The sequence below is a fragment of the Fischerella sp. JS2 genome, from assembly GCF_032393985.1.
In the GTDB taxonomy this organism is placed as follows: Bacteria; Cyanobacteriota; Cyanobacteriia; order Cyanobacteriales; family Nostocaceae; genus Fischerella.
Map to the genome: position 1 here is coordinate 6,775,334 of NZ_CP135918.1, position 16,552 is coordinate 6,791,885.

12 protein-coding genes and 1 pseudogene are annotated in these 16,552 nt (G+C 38.9%); 7 read left to right on the forward strand and 6 right to left on the reverse strand.

The genetic code is table 11. The annotated features are described in order from the left end of the window. Positions 1–3 precede the first annotated feature (3 nt). From RS893_RS29050 to RS893_RS29065, 4 genes and pseudogenes are all read right to left on the reverse strand, one after another. Positions 4–1,746 (reverse strand): Hsp70 family protein, encoded by a 1,743-nt coding sequence (locus RS893_RS29050; RefSeq protein WP_315789022.1) that lies wholly within the window; start codon positions 1,744–1,746, stop codon positions 4–6. A 107-nt stretch (positions 1,747–1,853) separates the two neighbouring features. Then, complete coding sequence (locus RS893_RS29055; protein ID WP_315789023.1) at positions 1,854–2,630, reverse strand: nucleotide exchange factor GrpE; 777 nt, start codon at positions 2,628–2,630, stop codon at positions 1,854–1,856. A gap of 469 nt (positions 2,631–3,099) precedes the next feature. Continuing rightward, positions 3,100–4,080 carry a peptidoglycan-binding domain-containing protein gene (locus RS893_RS29060; RefSeq protein ID WP_315789024.1) on the reverse strand — a complete coding sequence of 327 codons (981 nt, stop codon included), beginning with the start codon at positions 4,078–4,080 and terminating at the stop codon, positions 3,100–3,102. Positions 4,081–4,519: 439 nt separating this feature from the next. Beyond that, a pseudogene (locus RS893_RS29065) lies at positions 4,520–5,287 on the reverse strand (N-acetylmuramoyl-L-alanine amidase). Positions 5,288–5,442: 155 nt separating this feature from the next. On the opposite strand from RS893_RS29065, the gene RS893_RS29070 reads away from it, so the two are divergent. The 3 genes from RS893_RS29070 (at position 5,443) to RS893_RS29080 (ending at position 9,554) form a co-directional block, all read left to right on the forward strand. Then, complete coding sequence (locus RS893_RS29070; protein ID WP_315789025.1) at positions 5,443–6,273, forward strand: PD-(D/E)XK nuclease family protein; 831 nt, start codon at positions 5,443–5,445, stop codon at positions 6,271–6,273. Between the two features lie 182 nt (positions 6,274–6,455). Continuing rightward, on the forward strand, positions 6,456–7,088 hold the full coding sequence (locus tag RS893_RS29075) for a GNAT family N-acetyltransferase (protein ID WP_315789026.1): 633 nt from the start codon (positions 6,456–6,458) through the stop codon (positions 7,086–7,088). 99 nt (positions 7,089–7,187) lie between these two features. After that, a complete protein-coding gene (locus RS893_RS29080) occupies positions 7,188–9,554 on the forward strand; it encodes a single-stranded-DNA-specific exonuclease RecJ (RefSeq protein ID WP_315789027.1) in 2,367 nt (788 codons plus the stop codon). A 132-nt stretch (positions 9,555–9,686) separates the two neighbouring features. Here RS893_RS29080 and RS893_RS29085 read toward each other — a convergent pair whose 3' ends face one another. Then, positions 9,687–10,391: a YdcF family protein gene (locus RS893_RS29085; RefSeq protein WP_315789028.1), complete on the reverse strand. Its 705-nt coding sequence runs from the start codon at positions 10,389–10,391 to the stop codon at positions 9,687–9,689. Positions 10,392–10,695: 304 nt separating this feature from the next. Here RS893_RS29085 and ctpB point away from each other — a divergent pair, with 304 nt between their 5' ends. The 4 genes from ctpB to RS893_RS29105 all read left to right on the forward strand — a co-directional run bounded on the left by ctpB (position 10,696) and on the right by RS893_RS29105 (position 15,073). Then, positions 10,696–12,036, forward strand: coding sequence for a carboxyl-terminal processing protease CtpB (gene ctpB / locus RS893_RS29090; RefSeq protein WP_315789029.1), 1,341 nt, complete (start codon positions 10,696–10,698; stop codon positions 12,034–12,036). A gap of 136 nt (positions 12,037–12,172) precedes the next feature. Then, positions 12,173–13,141 carry a glycosyltransferase gene (locus tag RS893_RS29095; protein WP_315789030.1) on the forward strand — a complete coding sequence of 323 codons (969 nt, stop codon included), beginning with the start codon at positions 12,173–12,175 and terminating at the stop codon, positions 13,139–13,141. 352 nt (positions 13,142–13,493) lie between these two features. After that, the gene (locus RS893_RS29100; protein WP_315789031.1) at positions 13,494–14,195 is read left to right on the forward strand and encodes a GAF domain-containing protein; all 702 of its coding nucleotides are present in this window, start codon (positions 13,494–13,496) and stop codon (positions 14,193–14,195) included. Between the two features lie 182 nt (positions 14,196–14,377). Next, positions 14,378–15,073: a response regulator transcription factor gene (locus RS893_RS29105; protein ID WP_315789032.1), complete on the forward strand. Its 696-nt coding sequence runs from the start codon at positions 14,378–14,380 to the stop codon at positions 15,071–15,073. An 848-nt stretch (positions 15,074–15,921) separates the two neighbouring features. Here the strand turns inward: RS893_RS29105 and RS893_RS29110 are convergent. Then, a complete protein-coding gene (locus RS893_RS29110; protein ID WP_009458549.1) occupies positions 15,922–16,203 on the reverse strand; it encodes an Npun_R1517 family heterocyst differentiation transcriptional regulator in 282 nt (93 codons plus the stop codon). Positions 16,204–16,552: the final 349 nt, after the last annotated feature.

Genomic DNA, 16,552 nt, shown 5'->3' on the forward strand with positions numbered 1-16,552 from the left:
TGCTTACTCCCTATTTTCTATATCAAACATTAGATCAACCAAACGATTACCAGCCTCTTCTATTAATAGAGAATCATCTTTTGTTAAAGCTTCTTTTAGTTCTTGGACTACATCAGACAATTGCATCCTTTCTGCAAGTGGAAGACTACTACTTAGGATTTCAGCTCTATCAATGATTGCTTCATAGCCTTTTGCTTTAGTGCTTTGTCGCCAAAGTTCTTGTAGGCGTTCCCTTGCTTCAGCCTTGTCTCCCTCATCCATTCTTTTATTGGATTTTCCATAAGAAATTTCTACACTTTTTTTAATGGCAGGGATACTAGCCTTGACTGTAGCAAGACCATTAGTGTTATAAGAAAATTCAACTTCAACAGGATAAGGAATTCCATCAGGTGCGGGAGGGATATCGGTTATGTGACCAAAAATTTCAATATCAACAGCATCCTGGGGCAATCGTGCGGTACCTTTATGATCCTGATAGAGTCTGACCTCAACTTGTGTTTGATTTGCACTGAGCAAACTGTATATCTTCTTAGTAGAATAGGGAATCGTGGTATTGGGTAAAATCAGGGGTTCATAAGTTAGCATTTGTTGTCCACCTATTTGACTTACCACTTCAATACCCAAACCAAAGGGGGCTACATCTGTTAAGACAATTCCTGATTCTTCACTGATAATCTTTTGGGCAATGGCTGCGCTGATAGATGCCCCAATACCTACTGCAAGGTCTGGATTAACATCCGCTTTAGGCTCCCTAGCAAACATTTCAGCAACTAGCCTACGTACAGCAGGAATGTAAGTGGTACCACCTACTAGCAATACTCGATCAATAGCACTAGGTTTCACCTTTTTAGCATTCAATGCTTGACGAACACACTCTCTAGCTCGTTCTAACAGAGGAGCAATTGCTCGCTCAAACTCATCTCTAGTTACTTCAAGCTCTAGATCTATTAATTCACTCCCTTGAACAGCAAAATTGGGGACGCTGACCACATGAGAAAATTGGCTAGAAAGTATCTTCTTCGCAGATTCAGCAACCTCTTTAAGTTTACTTACGGATTTGTCTGGAATTTGAATATCTGGATAATCAGCTTGAAACTTACTTCGTATCAAGTTGATCAATATCTCATCAAAATCTTTACCTCCAAGATAGGGATCTCCGAAACTACTTTTGACATCTAATACGCCAGCCATCATTTCTAGCACCGTAATGTCTAAAGTACCACCGCCCCAGTCAAAAACAACCACTTCTTCTTCAGCATCAATATTGTCAATACCAAATGCTAAAGCTGCTGCTGTTGGCTCATTAATGAGACGAAGTACCTGAAATCCTGCCAACTCAGCAGCATTTAAAGTTGCTTGACGTGCTGCATCAGGGAAGTTCGCAGGAACGGAGATAACCACTTCTTTTATAGTTGTTCCTAATCTTTCTTCTGCGTTATCTTTCAACTTACGCAGAATCAGAGCAGATATCTCTTCCGGACGATACTCCTTGTCTTGGAGTTTAACTTTTTCAGAAGTTCCCATCTTACGCTTTACTTCTCGAATGCCCCGACCTTGTACATCAACATAACTACGAGCATTCTCACCAACCAACAACTCCCCTTTAGGATTGATAGCAACGATAGATGGAATAATGGGAATCTTAGAAATTGGATCAGGAATCGGCTCAGAACCGTCCTTTCTGTAAAAGCAAATTTCTGATGTAGAAGTTCCCAGATCAATGCCAATTGCAAAATCTTTAGTCATATTTACACCTAGATTTCTGATTCAATACTTTTAATTTGCTGTACTATTCTTCAGTAGCATTAAGCCTGTCAGTTCTTTTCAAAACTTTAATTTCCATCAACCTCTTTTTACTCTGGAGCTTTAGCCAAAATTACTTTTGCACGTTTGTCTTGATAAAGCTCACCGTTAATTCTATATCCCCATTCCTTGCAATCAAGAATTTTTCCCGGCTGCACCTCTGTTGATTCTTTTTCCTCAACAGCTTGATGGAAGTTCTCATCCAAATCATCACCAGGTGATGGAGAAATTCGTTCTAGTCCAAAGTTAAGATTAACATGCTTCTCAAAATCTTTTAACACCTTTGATATTAATTGCTGAGAATATTGAACATTTTCACTATTAGAGTTAGGAAGCAATTCCAACGTTCTTTCCATATATTTAAAAAAATCAACAGCAAAATCTTGCCAACCTTCTATTTTCCTTCGGAGATTTCCAAGTTCTTGGCGTTGATCCATGATTTCTTTCAGTTGTATCTTCATCTCTTGGATCTGAGAATTCAAAGTTTCTTCCATAAAACCTCTAGTTTCCAAGAGGCTTTCCTTCAACTTCTTAACAGATGAGGTATTTTCTTGAACAATAAGATTATTTTGATAATGCCCATTCTTAATACTCTTATTAAGTTCTTTTAGAATTTCCTCTTTGATACATTTTTTAAACTCCTCAACCTCTCTCTTGAGATTTTCATCTTTGTGATAGGAGTTAACTTCTTTATTCAGAGTATTGGAAAGTTCAATAATGTTTTGATTGATGATCTTGAGAGATTCCAAAACATCTTTTATATTATCATCTGGAACTTGATTATCTCCAGTTAGGTCGTTGTTACCACCTTTTTTGAGGAAACTCATAAATCAAATTAAACCTCTGGTAAATTTACAAAATAAAATTCTTGTTGTCCATTTATTTCCTGACATCAAGCACTAAAATTTTAGCTTTAAATCCTTCTAGTCAGTCTCTTATAGCTGTCCATAAATTTTGTGAATTTAGAATTTTCATTGTTTTTTTTACCTATGAAATATCTAACATCTTTTCTCTCAAGATCAGACTCAAGAAGATTTATATGTTCTAATAAACCAAGATTACTAAAGAATGCTTGGTTCTTTGCCATTCTCCTTTAATATCAAGACCTTGAAGCTCAAAGATAGATACTGTTTGAACTTTCTGCATTAAATAAAAAGTTTCACTGTGTAATCCATTGACTTCATCAAGTAAATGCAGAAGTTCCTGCTTACATTAATTAAACAAACTCATTGAGTATCCCCTTCTAAATCAATATGTAATTTTTGAAAAGTTTACACCTTTGCAATTACTTGTTAATTATTTCACAGGGTATTTAGCTAAAAATTCATCACCAGGAATTACTGTTGTGTGAAACAAATAGTCTTTGTTTCTCTGATAACGTATATCTTGTTTAATAATTGCCATAAATTCTCTATGGCCATTGCGAGTACGTCCGACTAAACATCCTGCACTAGCACCTTTAATATTAGTACGAGGATAGTCAAATCCCCAGTGTTGGTTGATATCAAAGACACCTGTATCCAGAAAATCACCAGTTCGCATCATGTCTTTATTTTTGTCGCGATATACAGAAATCGGTGTCTTTTGCACCAAGGCTTCATGTGGATCTGAACCACCTCCGTAATGAATGCCTACTGCCCAAGCTTTATACTGTCCAAAAGCGATTCTGGCAGCTCCTAATTCTTTTGCTCTACCTCCCATAGGATTATTGGTGAAACTAGTACCAGGTTCTGTTGTACCTTCCCAATTACCTCTAATTACTGGTTTAGAATCTGCATTTGGTATTTCAATTATTATACGGCGATCATTGAATTCGTTGGGAGCATCACTATTTTGAGTTCCATCGCCATTCATTCCCTCAACATAGACAATGTTGTACTTTTTGTCCCCTACAGATACGCGGTAGTTCATCTCTACCATAAATTTAATCAGTCGAGCTGCTAGGTTATTAAGAGAGTAATCAATTTTAGGTGCAGGAATATCACTTGGTTTGCTTTCTATTAACGCTTTAGCTGTTGCTAAACCCAGAAATCCTTTCTCGTCAGCAACTTCTGGACGAATTGCAGAAATAGACACCTGAAATTCCACAAGTGCATCACTCGAAATACGTCCAAACTGTCCATCCGCCGGTGGATCAAGAAATTTCAACCAAATCAATACCTGTTGAATATGGGTGGCTAATTCTTTATCAGCAGCGATCGCTTCAATCCCATAATCTAAAGAACTTTTATTATCTTTAGCTTGTTTGCTGGCTTGATAGAAATTTTCCAAACGCATAATATTTCAACCCCTGGTCAAAATTAAAATTAAGTTCTAGTTATTCAATAAAACAACGCTCATTTTAGGAATTACGGATTTGCACAAAGTTAATTGTATGATTTTCGCTCTACAATATACCTCAACCTAACTTCAAACCCTTACGCAAAGGGAACTAAATCTTTTTTACTGCATTTACAGAGAGATTGAGGATGTTCTAGAATTCATGCAAGAAGTTCTATTCCTCAAATGAAAGTTTTATTTAGAGAATTCTTCTATATTCCTATTGGTGTAAACTAAATCAACTTATGCACTATTGAGACGCAAACGAAAAAATAGTGTTTGCATATTGCTTGCAAAACAAATTAGCAGTTCAGTCAATGAAGAACTTATCCTGAATAGCCCGGCTGAGTTATAAAATAATTTAAATTTAGCTAATTAATTAGGAAAATAAATCATACTATCTTTCTTCTACAACCTTTCCATATGCATCGAAAATAAAATGCTCATCCCGATTAGCCTTACTTTTATCAACCTACTTCACCCAGTAGTGTTTTTCTTCATATCTGAAATCTAAAATAGAGTATTCTCCAGACTCAATATCTACTAAAGCTTCTTTTGGTATCTCAGATGATTGTTCTGTAGAAGGTTTTAATACTGTTTTTTGAGTAATTTTCAAAAGATATTTTTTCCCTTCAGCAGGCTTTGGTTCATCTGTGTCTGTATCTCCAATTCATCCATCTTTGATTGCCTCAGCCATTTTTTCAGCATTGAAGCGATCCATATCTGCTTTGGAATCACAAAAACAACACTCTACTAAAATAGCTGGCATTGAGGTATTTTTAATGACAAAAAATGGTGTGCTTTTAACTCCCTTATTTTTAAATCCGAGTTTGACAATTTCGTTGAGAACAGACCTAGCTATAGCTTTAGAGGTATTACTAATAGCAAAAACTTCTGTGCCATTCGCTTGCCCATTAAATGCATTAAAATGTATGGAGACAAAGATATCTACATTGTTGCTATTAGCTTTTTCGACTCTTTTTCTGAGTGACTCTCCCACAGTTACGGCTGTTGTAGGAGTGCAATTAATCACACTATGACCTGCGGCTGCCAACTTTTGCATCAAAAATGTGCCAACCGCTTTCGTTAGTTTATCTTCTTTTTCAACTCCGACCGCACCTGTATCTGAAGGACAATTATGTCCTATATCAATTCCAAATTTCATTTTTATCTTCCCAGCCTTTTGCTTGCCTAAGTATTTGCTACTTAAGCACTATAGCAAAAATGTATTATATTTGACATAAAATCAATCTAAAGTTCTAAATTCTATGACTTGAGGTGAAGCGATCGCTTTTTTACAATCAAGGCTAATCTAAAACAATGCTATCCACTCAAACTCAACTATTGCGACTTTCGCAAGGACAACTGAACCTGCTAGAACGTTGTCCACGACAGTTTCAACACACCTACTTAGAACAACTCTATTCACCCACCGAAATAGAACGGGAAGAACACCAGACTTTAGGGAGTCGCTTTCACTTGCTGATGCAACAGCGAGAAATGGGCTTACCTATTGATAGTTTTTTGCAAACAGATGCTCAATTGCAAAGTTGGATGACAGCTTTTACAAATGCGGCTGCGGAAATTCTCACACCTATTAATAATAGTCAAACTTTTCGAGAAAGCGAACATTACCGCACTTTACAGATCCAAAATTATTTACTCACTGTTGTCTATGATTTACTAATTGCAGATAGTCAGCAAGCACAAATTTTTGACTGGAAAACTTATCCCAAACTACCCAATAAACGCAAGTTAGAACAGAACTGGCAGACACGTCTTTATATGTACGTATTAGCTGAGACTAGCAATTATCTGCCAGAAAATATTTCTATGACATATTGGTTTGTTCAATCTGAAGGTAAACCACAAAGTATTAAATTCAATTACAATTATAACCAACACGAAAAGACTGCCAAAAAACTCAAACAACTACTAAGTAAATTAACCAATTGGCTAGAAGAGTATCAGCAAAAAAAAGATTTTCCGCAGGTTTCAGAAGGTAGTAAAACTTGTGAATATTGTCACTTTATCAAGAGGTGTAATCGTACTTATGCTAATCCCGCAAAAACATCAGAAGCAAACTCTCCTCTGCAAAAATTAGACACCAACCTCACGAATATCGCTAATATTCAAGAAGTATCTCTATAAAAGGAATTGTTAGTAGTTGGTAGTTGGTGGTTGGTAGTTGATAGTTGATTGTTACGACACCTAAACATCAAACAACCAACACCAAACATCAAACAACAACCCTTCGGGTTCGCAAGTCCCCCATCGTGACGGAGACCGCCAAGACGGGGGCTGGACTCACCAACAAACAATAATATGATTTTATGCATTCACAAGATTTTGATACGGTTTATGTCCGCGAATTAGAAATTGACGATATCGCCCCCGTTTATCATTTAGGAGAAGAATTATTTACCAGTGATTTGTATCCTTATTTGTATCGTTGCTGGGATGAATGGGAGGTGATCGGACTTTATAACACCGATCCAGAATACTGTTTAGTTGCAGAAATTGATGGACAACTTGCAGGATTCATTTTAGGAACCATCATTACCAAAGCATCTTGGACTTACGGATATATTCTCTGGCTAGGAGTCAGCCCGAAATTTCAACGACGTGGTGTAGGTGACAAACTAGTTGATACTGCCATCGCCCGGATGATTGAAGATGGGGCGCGGTTTATGTTGGTAGACACAGATCCAGAAAACGTAGCAGCAGTGAAATTTTTTAGCCGCAAAGGTTTTGGTAATATCCGCCAGCATGTTTTCTTGTCAATGAATTTAAGCAAACACGAACATTATGGCAGACTAATTGATTACGAACGACAAAAAGCGGAAAGGGCAGGTTATAAGCGATCGCGTCCTATCCGCACTCGTAAAGCTGAAGCGATCGTCAATGAAGTTGCCTTGAATGGCCTCATCAGTGAAGCTCAACACCAAGAAGACTCTGTAGTTTAAATGTTTTTTGTGTCTTCGTGTCTTTGTAGTTTAAATATTAATCTTAATTAACACCAAGACACCAAGACACTAAGTAAAATCACAAAAATTTTAATATGTATGCCCGAACAACAGTGGATTTTGACATCAACTGAACAACCGCCTGAGTGGTTCTTAGAAGCTGTCAAGCAGTATACACCCGCATCTAGCGGACAGTTTGCAGCACAGTTGTTGTGGCAACGTGGTATAAGAGATGTTTCACAAATAACTAATTTTGTCAATCCCAAAACTTACTTACCTGCGAGTCCATTTGAGTTTGGGCAGGAAATGCACCTGGCGGTAGAACGCTTACAAAGGGCATGGAAATTTGGTGACACAGTTGCCATTTGGGGAGACTTTGACGCCGACGGTATTACCTCCACAGCTGTGTTATGGGATGGCTTGGGACAGTTTTTTCACCAAAATTCGCAGTTAATTTATTATATTCCGAATCGATTAACAGAATCTCATGGGCTTAACTGTCAAGGCATAAATAAGTTAGCGCATCAAGGATGTAAGTTAATCGTCACTTGTGATACTGGTAGTACAAATATTGATGAAATTACTTATGCCAATCAACTAGGTATTGATGTGATTATTACAGACCATCACACTTTACCAGCAGAACGTCCACCTGTGACAGCCATTATTAATCCTCGATATTTGTCTAGTGATCATCAATTGTTTCATCTTTCTGGAGTGGCAGTTGCTTACAAGTTAGTAGAAGCTTTGTATCAAAGTTTGCCGAAAATTCCACAACAGCCATTAGAAGATTTGTTGGATTTAGTTGCTGTGGGGTTAATAGCTGACTTAGTGCAGTTGAGCGGAGATTGTCGCTATTTAGCACAATTGGGAATTGAACGGTTGCAAGAAGATTTTAAACTACCACCCGCCCAGCGACGACGCCCAGGGGTGGGGCGATTGTTGGAATTGTGTCAGAAAAGTGGCGATCGCCCTACAGATATTTCCTTCGGACTTGGCCCTCGTATCAATGCCGTCAGTCGCATTCAAGGCGATGCTAGCTTCTGCGTAGAATTACTGACTAGCCGTGACCAGGTTCGTGTTCACCAGTTGGCGGAAGCAACAGAATTAGCCAACTCTCGCCGCAAGTCTCTACAAAAAGAGGTTGCCCAACAAGTCAACCACAAGATCAGCCAAATGGACTTGTCCACCACCAGCGTCATCGTTTTAGCCGATCCTCAGTGGGCTGTTGGCGTTTTGGGATTAGTAGCAGGACAAGTCGCACAAGAGACAGGACGACCGACTATTTTGTTAAGTAGCGAAGGGGTAGGGGGAGTAGGGGGAGTAGGAGGGGAAGATACTCCTCACACCCCTCACACTTCCCCCACTATTTCTCCTCTTCTAGCCCGTGGATCTGCACGTTCCGTTAACTCCGTTGATCTGTACCAACTAGTCAAAAATCAAGCCCATCTGTTACATCGTTTTGGTGGACATCCTTATGCGGCGGGATTGAGTCTACCAGTGGAAAATATTCCTTTATTTACAGAAGCGATTAACCAGCAATTACGGCAAACTTTGGGCGGTACAACTTTAACACCTACAGTACAAGCGGACTTAGTGGTGACAGTGGCGGATTTGGGGAAAGAATTATTTTTAGAATTAAAACTTTTAGAACCCTGTGGCATGGGTAATCCCGTGCCAAAATTGCTGATTCAAAGCTGCTGGTTTGAAAATGCTTGGCATCGCAATCAGCAAGATTTCCAGGGTAAAAAGATACAGTATATTAAAGCCGAGTTTGATATTCGGGATGAGTCTACCAAAAATCCTTTTCCTGGCGTGTGGTGGGGACACTATAAGGAGGAATTGCCATCGGGACGCTGTGATTGCATTGTGGAGTTAGATTACAATACCTTCAAAAAACGTTATGAAATTCGCTTAATTGCCGTACGTTCTAGCGAACACTCTGCACAAGTGACTCCGCACTCCATACAAATATTAGACTGGCGTAATATCAAGACTACCCCTACTCTCCCCACTCCCCCACTTTTGGTTAAAGAATGTCCTACCAGTTGGGATGATTTACGGGCATGGTTAAGACGATCGCTTCATAATCAGCAACCACTAGCGATCGCCTGGTCTGAAACAGAACATCAACCTCCAGAACACATTTGGTTGACGTTGGTAGGAATTGCCAAATATCTTAGCCGCACCAATCAACTAGTTACCCGTGTTCAGCTTTTGCAAAAACTTGGCATCAGTGACCAAAGTTTACACATGGGTTTAAGGGCATTAAGATATTCAGGTTTTACCATTCAAAGACAAGATCGTTATCTGCAAATTAGCCGACAACCAAACACTGAATCTCCACTTGCAGAAACTGCTATTAACAAGTTTTTAGCTGTTGTTCGCGAAGAACAGTTTCAGCGCCAGTATTTCGCTGAAGTACCCATATCAACAATTCAAGCGATCGCAATACAAAAAATTTAGTTAGTAGTTAGTAGTTAGTGGGTAGAGACGCGAGGAACATCGCGTCTGTACATTAGTTGTTAGTTGTTAGTTGTTAGTTGCTCACCACTCTCCACACTCCCCATCACCCCATCTCCCTACCTCCCCATCTCCCTACCTCCCCCACTCTAAATTCCCCTGTTGTTCACATTTAAAACTGCGATCCTGCCAAGCTTTGATATCTACATCTGACAATCTTGTCACTTGAGAACATTGCGGCTGAATAACCTGGCTTAATCCTGCCCACAAGAAACTACGGGTCACATCTAATCCAGTTTTCGCCCAATATTCACGATTCCCAGGAATGCCTTGCTCTTGTACAACTTCTGTTTCTACCCAAATACCATGCGCGCCTAATAAAATCTGTGCTAACCATTTTGCCCGTGGTAGGTGTGTAGGGGAGGTAATTAACATGACTTTATGCACATGCCAACGGCGTAGAATCGGAATACTATAGTAGAAATTACTGAAAGTCGAGCTAGCACACTTCTCCAACCAGACATTTGCCATTGCAGCTACTTCCCTTTGAAAAATGAGCCAAATACAGCCATCAGCAGAACCTCCAGAAATTAAAACTTTGACTTGTGGGTATTGCTTGGTTAGTTTAGCGACGTACATTTCCCGGCGAATACTGCCACCAAGTACGAAAAAAGTGTCCACTGGCTTGGAGGATGCAAAGACTAAAGTTATAGTGGTAAACACTAGCCAAATACTAAGGAGAAGACACAGGCAAATTTTAATTTTTCGTAACACTCTCCACTTTTTTAGTAAGGTATTTCTACGGGGAAGATTAGGGCTACTCGTAACTTTACGGTTCATGGCAACTTTATATAAAATTTAAATTACCTATATTTTTTAATCATTAAAATTAATGCATCTAGCAATAATTGGTATTAGGTAATAATGAGTGCAATTATGACACTGATGAAAGTGTCATACGAATGCAGTAAGCTGACTGAGCAAGTTGACTAGTGCGAGATAAGTCCTTGATAGGAATTACGGTATTTTCAAGATAGTTAAAAGGAAAACAGGATGAAGGGAGTATAGCCGAGCAAACTAATAACTTTCTAAAGAGCTTCTGATTGCTAAACTGTCAACCACACAACTATTCCAGCTTATATACATGAAACAATCTGCAAAACGTTACTCGCCACTGCAAGTAGCTTTAATTGGAGGAGCGATCGCCACCACAGCTACAGTATCTGCATTCGGACCAGGTTGGTGTCGTTCTGTTCGTGCAGCACTACAAGATAGCCCTAAACAGGTAGTTGATCAAGTATGGCAACTCGTAAATCGCGAATATGTAGATGGTTCTTTTAACCGCCAAAATTGGCTAACAATCAGACAAAGCCTATTGAGCAGAAACTATTCCTCTCGAGAAGAAGCTTACATCGCTATCCGGGAAGCGCTGCAAAAGCTGGAAGATCCATACACGCGCTTTATGGATCCTAAACAATTTGAAGCCCTTACCAACCAAACATCTGGAGAAGTCTCTGGAATTGGCATTCGGATGGAGGTGAATGAAAATAGCAAGCGGTTAGTTGTTGTAGAAGCCTTAGAAAATTCGCCAGCAATTAAAGCTGGAATCAAGGCTGGGGATGAGATTGTAGCTATTGATGGCAAACCCACCCGTCAGATGAAGATCGAAGATGCCTCCAAGCTGATTCGTGGCCGAGCAGGTACAATGGTGACTTTGCGATTGGAAAGAGATGGACACAGTGCTTTTGACCTCAAACTAACACGAGCTACGATTGAAGTTCCAACAGTACGTTATGCCCTCAAACAAGAAGGTCGACGTCGGGTTGGCTATATTCGTTTAAGGGAGTTTAACGCCCATGCTTCCGATCAGATGCGACGGGCTATCCGTGATTTGAACAGCAAACAAGTTGATGGCTTTGTACTTGATTTACGGGGTAATCCTGGTGGTTTGTTGCAAGCCAGTATTGAAATTGCCCGGATGTGGATGAATGATGGTGCAATTGTCCGTACTGTAGACCGTAGAGGCGGCAGTGAAGAGAGCAAAGCCAATCACACAGCTATAACAAACCGTCCTTTAGTGGTACTGGTCGATAATAACTCAGCTAGCGCAAGTGAAATCCTCACAGGCGCACTGAAGGATAATAAACGAGCAATAGTAGTTGGCAGTCAAACCTTTGGCAAAGCTTTAGTCCAATCAGTACATGAACTAGGAGATGGTTCTGGTGTAGCAATTACCATTGCCCATTACTACACTCCAAAAGGTACAGATATTAACCATAAGGGAATAGCACCAGATATTAAATTAGAGTTAACAGAAGAACAACAACGGCAGTTGGCATCTAACCCTGATTTGTTGGGAACTAACAAAGATCCTCAATATACTCGTGCTTTGACAATTCTTTCTAACAATCAGTTTGCCCAACCTTTGCAAAATCAAACCACTCAAAAAGCAAACAACTTTGGTGCTGATAATTTACGACTTTAGTTCTCAGGTTTAGGATTTGGGAATACTAAAAATTAGGTAGTTGTTTGTTGTTTGTTGTTTGTTGATTATAAAAATCATCAACCACCAACCACCAGCAAACAACTAGCAATAGTTGTTAATTCCAAATCCTAAATATATGAATCACCAATCAAGTAACACAACGACCACTGATGCTTTCTTGCCAAGGGTATCAGTGGTTATTCCTATTTATAACAGCGAAACAGATTTACCAGAATTAATTAATTGTCTGTTTGCTCAAACTTACCCAAAAGAATGGGTGGAATACTTGCTAGTAGATAATAATAGCAGCGATCGCACTTTTGAACTCTTACAAGAAACTGCTAAAAATTCTCCTATATTAATTCGTCCTCTCAGTGAAAATCAAATTCAAAGTTCCTACGCTGCCCGTAACACAGGCATTCGCGCCGCCAATAGTCAAATTATTGTTTTTACCGATGCTGATTGTCGTCCTCAACCACAGTGGCTAGAGTTATTAATTGCACCTTTTGTTAACAATGATGTGGCAATTGTCGCTGGTGAAATCATAGCACTACCTGGTAATAACTTGCTAGAAAAATTTGCCGCTCACCAAGATACTTTATCGCAAAAGCACACCCTCAATCATAAATTTTGTCCCTATGGTCAAACGGCAAACTTAGCAATTCGACGACAAGCATTTGAGAAAGCAGGTTTATTTCGTCCCTATTTGACAACCGGTGGTGATGCTGATATCTGTTGGCGGATTCAACGAGAAAATATTGGACGTTTAGAATTTGCGACCAAGGCGATCGTACAGCATCGTCACCGTAGCACACTAAAAGAATTACAAAGCCAATGGCGACGTTATGGACGTTCAAATCGCTATTTACACGAATTGTATGGTGTGGAGTTAATGCGAGACATGACATTAAAAGAATGCACCTATCGATTAGCACGTTGGTTAATCAAAGAACTACCAAGGAATAGCATCAAAGCTTTAGCGGGTAAAATTCAACTCGTAGATTTATTAAATACTCCTATTGGTTTATTTACTGCTAGGGCGCGTAGTGCTGGTCAAAGAGAAGCTCAATTACCAGAAAAAGCTAAGGTCATTGAGATGCTATAAAAATGTGAAATTTGAAATTGTGAATAGTTAATAGTTAATTGCTAATTGCTCAGTTTAAATAGCTATTAACTTATTAACTTTTCTGGTTGAGTAAATACTAAAAAAGATCTAATTTCTCTTTGCATTCTTAATAAATTTTTTACACTGTAAGTCAAGCAAAATGGAGGAATTAATAGATTTTTTCTCCTCAGAGAATGGCTAAAATCTGAAAAAAATATCACTTCTATTTACTCAATATTCTTGAAACTTCATAATTTAGAAAATTTTGTTGCCCTACAGAAATTTCTAAAAACGTTATAATTTCTAACGATATTACTGTAATTTGCAGATTTTGTATTTACTGGAGTTGATAATGTTATATTGGAGAGATGACACTGGTTTACCAAATTTCTATAAAGGCTGGAATGTCTTTATAGGTGAAAAACAAAATGGCACAGCTACTAAGCTTGATGAATCACTTCAAAAAGTGCTTGAGTGGTTGAAAGAGTATATGTCTGTGGACACAGTTACTTTCCTACTACCTGTTACGGATCAACAAAAGCTTGATGTCTATGCCACTATTGGACTTGAAGAAGAGATAGCACAACATATCCGTATTCCCATTGGGCATGGTATAGCTGGTCGCATTGCTGCAAGCATGAAACCAATGATATTGAATAACTTGTCAGGAGTAGAAATATTCAGCCCAATTTTGCGCCAAAAGGATTTGAAATCACTTGTTGGCATACCAATACCGCTTAAACAAGGTGTAGTAGGAGTACTGCACGTTGGCACTTTTGAGTCTCATCAGTTTAGTGAGCGTGATGTGGAACAGCTGCAACTAGCTGCACATCGTATCAGCACAATGATAGATACAGAGGTTTTAAATATCGAGCAGAGCGATTATCATCGGGAACTCGAGCGCTTTAATAGCGTAAGTCAAGTCTTCACATTAAATATTTCTGCGTTGAAAAAGCAAGTATTGAAATTAACGGCTGCTTTACTAAACTGGATAAATTCAGCTAAGCAGGAAGACAGGGAATATAATATTCCTACATTTGAGATGATAGTCTGACATCTGTTACACCTCTACCTGACATAAATTAAGATACTTGGGCTAAAAGAGCCGACTTGAAATTTTTGCCAAACCCTATTAGTATTGAATTTCATTTTTCGGCTAGCCCATCTATCAGTCTTTATGCATGATTACCAACAGCCTGCTAAATTGGAGATAAAGTCGAAGAAAGGAAACTGTAAATGTCAGCACAATTGTTACTGGTAGATGATGAACCGGGGCTGCGTGAAGCAGTAAAAGATTATTTACAGGAAAGCGGTTTCAACGTTCAGATTGCCAGTAACGCTCGTGAGGGCTGGGAGTTAATGCAACAAAGTACACCTGATTTGGTAATCTCTGACATTATGATGCCTCAGGTAGATGGCTATCAATTTCTCAAGCAACTACGTGAAGACCCCCGCTTTCAAGCATTACCAGTGATATTTTTAACTGCAAAAGGCATGACGACCGATCGCATCCAAGGTTATCAAGCTGGTGTAGATGCTTATCTGCCTAAACCTTTTGATCCTGATGAACTAGTGGCAATAGTCGAAAATTTGCTAGCACGACGCACAAGTAAAACTCCAACTACAACCGAAGAAGGGGAGACGCCTGACATTGCCGATTTGGCTAATCAAATCGCTCAAATCAAAGCACTGTTGACTCAAAGAAATGCGATCGCCCAATCTCCACCACCATTTACAATCGATTTGACTCCCCGTGAGCAAAGTGTTTTAAATTTGGTAGCAGAAGGCTTAATGAACAAAGAGATTGCTCGTCGCCTAGAAACCAGCGTCCGCAATGTTGAAAAATATGTCAGCCGTTTGTTTAGTAAAACTGGCACCAATAGCCGAACCGAGTTAGTCCGTTTTGCTCTTGAACATGGTTTGGCTAAGTGAAGTACTTGGTGATCAACGCTGAAGATTTTATTATTTACCTTTAGTTGTGTGATCCAACAGTTAGATCACAAATGATGTCATGTCCGCTTGAACACTATATTATCCGTTGGAGTCGGGTAATAAGTAATGGGTAATTGGTGAGCCAACGACTCTTACGCAGGGGGTTTTCCCCCAATCCCCACCAGGGGTTCCGAGTCCCCCATGAGCGACTGGCGAACCCGTAAGGGTAATTAAGATAGTGATGATTTTCCAATGCCCGATGCCCAATGCTCAAGTTTGATATTATAAGCAATTAGTCGGACACGACATGATGAGTTGTCTACCCAACACATTATCCAATCAGCATCATCCAGAATTCAGAATTCTAAACTCGGGATTCTGAATTCTGTAATTTTGCGATTTGTATCGATTATGATACCAATTTGAAAAATGATTGTAACAAATAGATTGACAGAATCTATACCCAGATAAAGTTTTCCAATCCAAAATCCAAAATGGTATGAATATCTAGATATTTATCAAGAGTGCTGGTTCTAGTAATACCCTGGAAATATAAGATCAAAATTTAAAACCTGCTGGAAAGCAAGGTTCAAACACATTAGTAGGCACCCAAGTCTGTATCCGTAGTGCAAAGGGTGAAGGCTACTGTAAAAGGGATAGTGTCTCTCCCTAGATGGCCAGAAAGAACCTTCTTGTAGAGTAAAATTTTACTGAAGCTTGTAACTATGGGATTGGGTTACACAAGCAGACTCATCAAAATAATAAATCGACTAATGGCAAACTCAAAAAAGTCACCATTCCCTGCCCAATACAAGACATACTATTACTGGTAATTACAGTTCCCAAGACTAAGCATTTTCAGTAGAGTTACGTAAACGCATTAATTGACGTCGCATTTGTGGCGATGCTTTCAGTTCTGAAATTTCCTGAGCCTTCACAGAAGCTTGCAGAGTCTCTAGAAATTCGTCAGATCCTTCAGTTAGTAAAGCATCTAATAACACCTGCAAAAGTTGGTCGCGATCGCCTAATAAACTTTTTTCCTCAATCAATCGAAATTTGAGATGGATTTCACATTCATAAACGCCTACTTCAATATTATTTATTTGGCGTGGTAATACTTTAGAGTTCATAGTTTTTAGGATTCCTTTATTTTTTGGTGATAGAGGTGAGGGACTATATCTAGGCGCAAAAATTCTTTATATTTTTTTGAAATCCAAAATGTTTGAATCAATCTTTTTCTTTCCTTAAACTAAATTTGCATTTCATTTTGCTTCTCCTGCTATTGTTTCTATCTCGACTCTTAATGTCAAGACTCAGATTTTGCAGCAAATACTGTGGTTGAACCAAGCCATAACTATTATTCAGTTTTTGAGATTGTATACAATAAAGTTTCTGTAAGAACTTGTTGTGGCTTTTTAAAGGTTTTTACATCAACTTTATCTCTACGTCAATAACAGTTTGGGATTTTACTGATTTAGT

Excerpts from the sequence above, each read along its gene's own strand:
- RS893_RS29055 (WP_315789023.1), bottom strand. The coding sequence starts at position 2,630 with ATGAGTTTCCTCAAAAAAGGTGGTAACAACGACCTAACTGGAGATAAT.
- RS893_RS29110 (WP_009458549.1), bottom strand. The coding sequence starts at position 16,203 with ATGAACTCTAAAGTATTACCACGCCAAATAAATAATATTGAAGTAGGC.
- RS893_RS29060 (WP_315789024.1), bottom strand. The coding sequence starts at position 4,080 with ATGCGTTTGGAAAATTTCTATCAAGCCAGCAAACAAGCTAAAGATAAT.
- RS893_RS29070 (WP_315789025.1), top strand. The coding sequence starts at position 5,443 with ATGCTATCCACTCAAACTCAACTATTGCGACTTTCGCAAGGACAACTG.
- RS893_RS29095 (WP_315789030.1), top strand. The coding sequence starts at position 12,173 with ATGAATCACCAATCAAGTAACACAACGACCACTGATGCTTTCTTGCCA.
- RS893_RS29050 (WP_315789022.1), bottom strand. The coding sequence starts at position 1,746 with ATGACTAAAGATTTTGCAATTGGCATTGATCTGGGAACTTCTACATCA.
- RS893_RS29080 (WP_315789027.1), top strand. The coding sequence starts at position 7,188 with ATGCCCGAACAACAGTGGATTTTGACATCAACTGAACAACCGCCTGAG.
- RS893_RS29100 (WP_315789031.1), top strand. The coding sequence starts at position 13,494 with ATGTTATATTGGAGAGATGACACTGGTTTACCAAATTTCTATAAAGGC.
- RS893_RS29085 (WP_315789028.1), bottom strand. The coding sequence starts at position 10,391 with ATGAACCGTAAAGTTACGAGTAGCCCTAATCTTCCCCGTAGAAATACC.
- RS893_RS29105 (WP_315789032.1), top strand. The coding sequence starts at position 14,378 with ATGTCAGCACAATTGTTACTGGTAGATGATGAACCGGGGCTGCGTGAA.
- ctpB (WP_315789029.1), top strand. The coding sequence starts at position 10,696 with ATGAAACAATCTGCAAAACGTTACTCGCCACTGCAAGTAGCTTTAATT.
- RS893_RS29075 (WP_315789026.1), top strand. The coding sequence starts at position 6,456 with ATGCATTCACAAGATTTTGATACGGTTTATGTCCGCGAATTAGAAATT.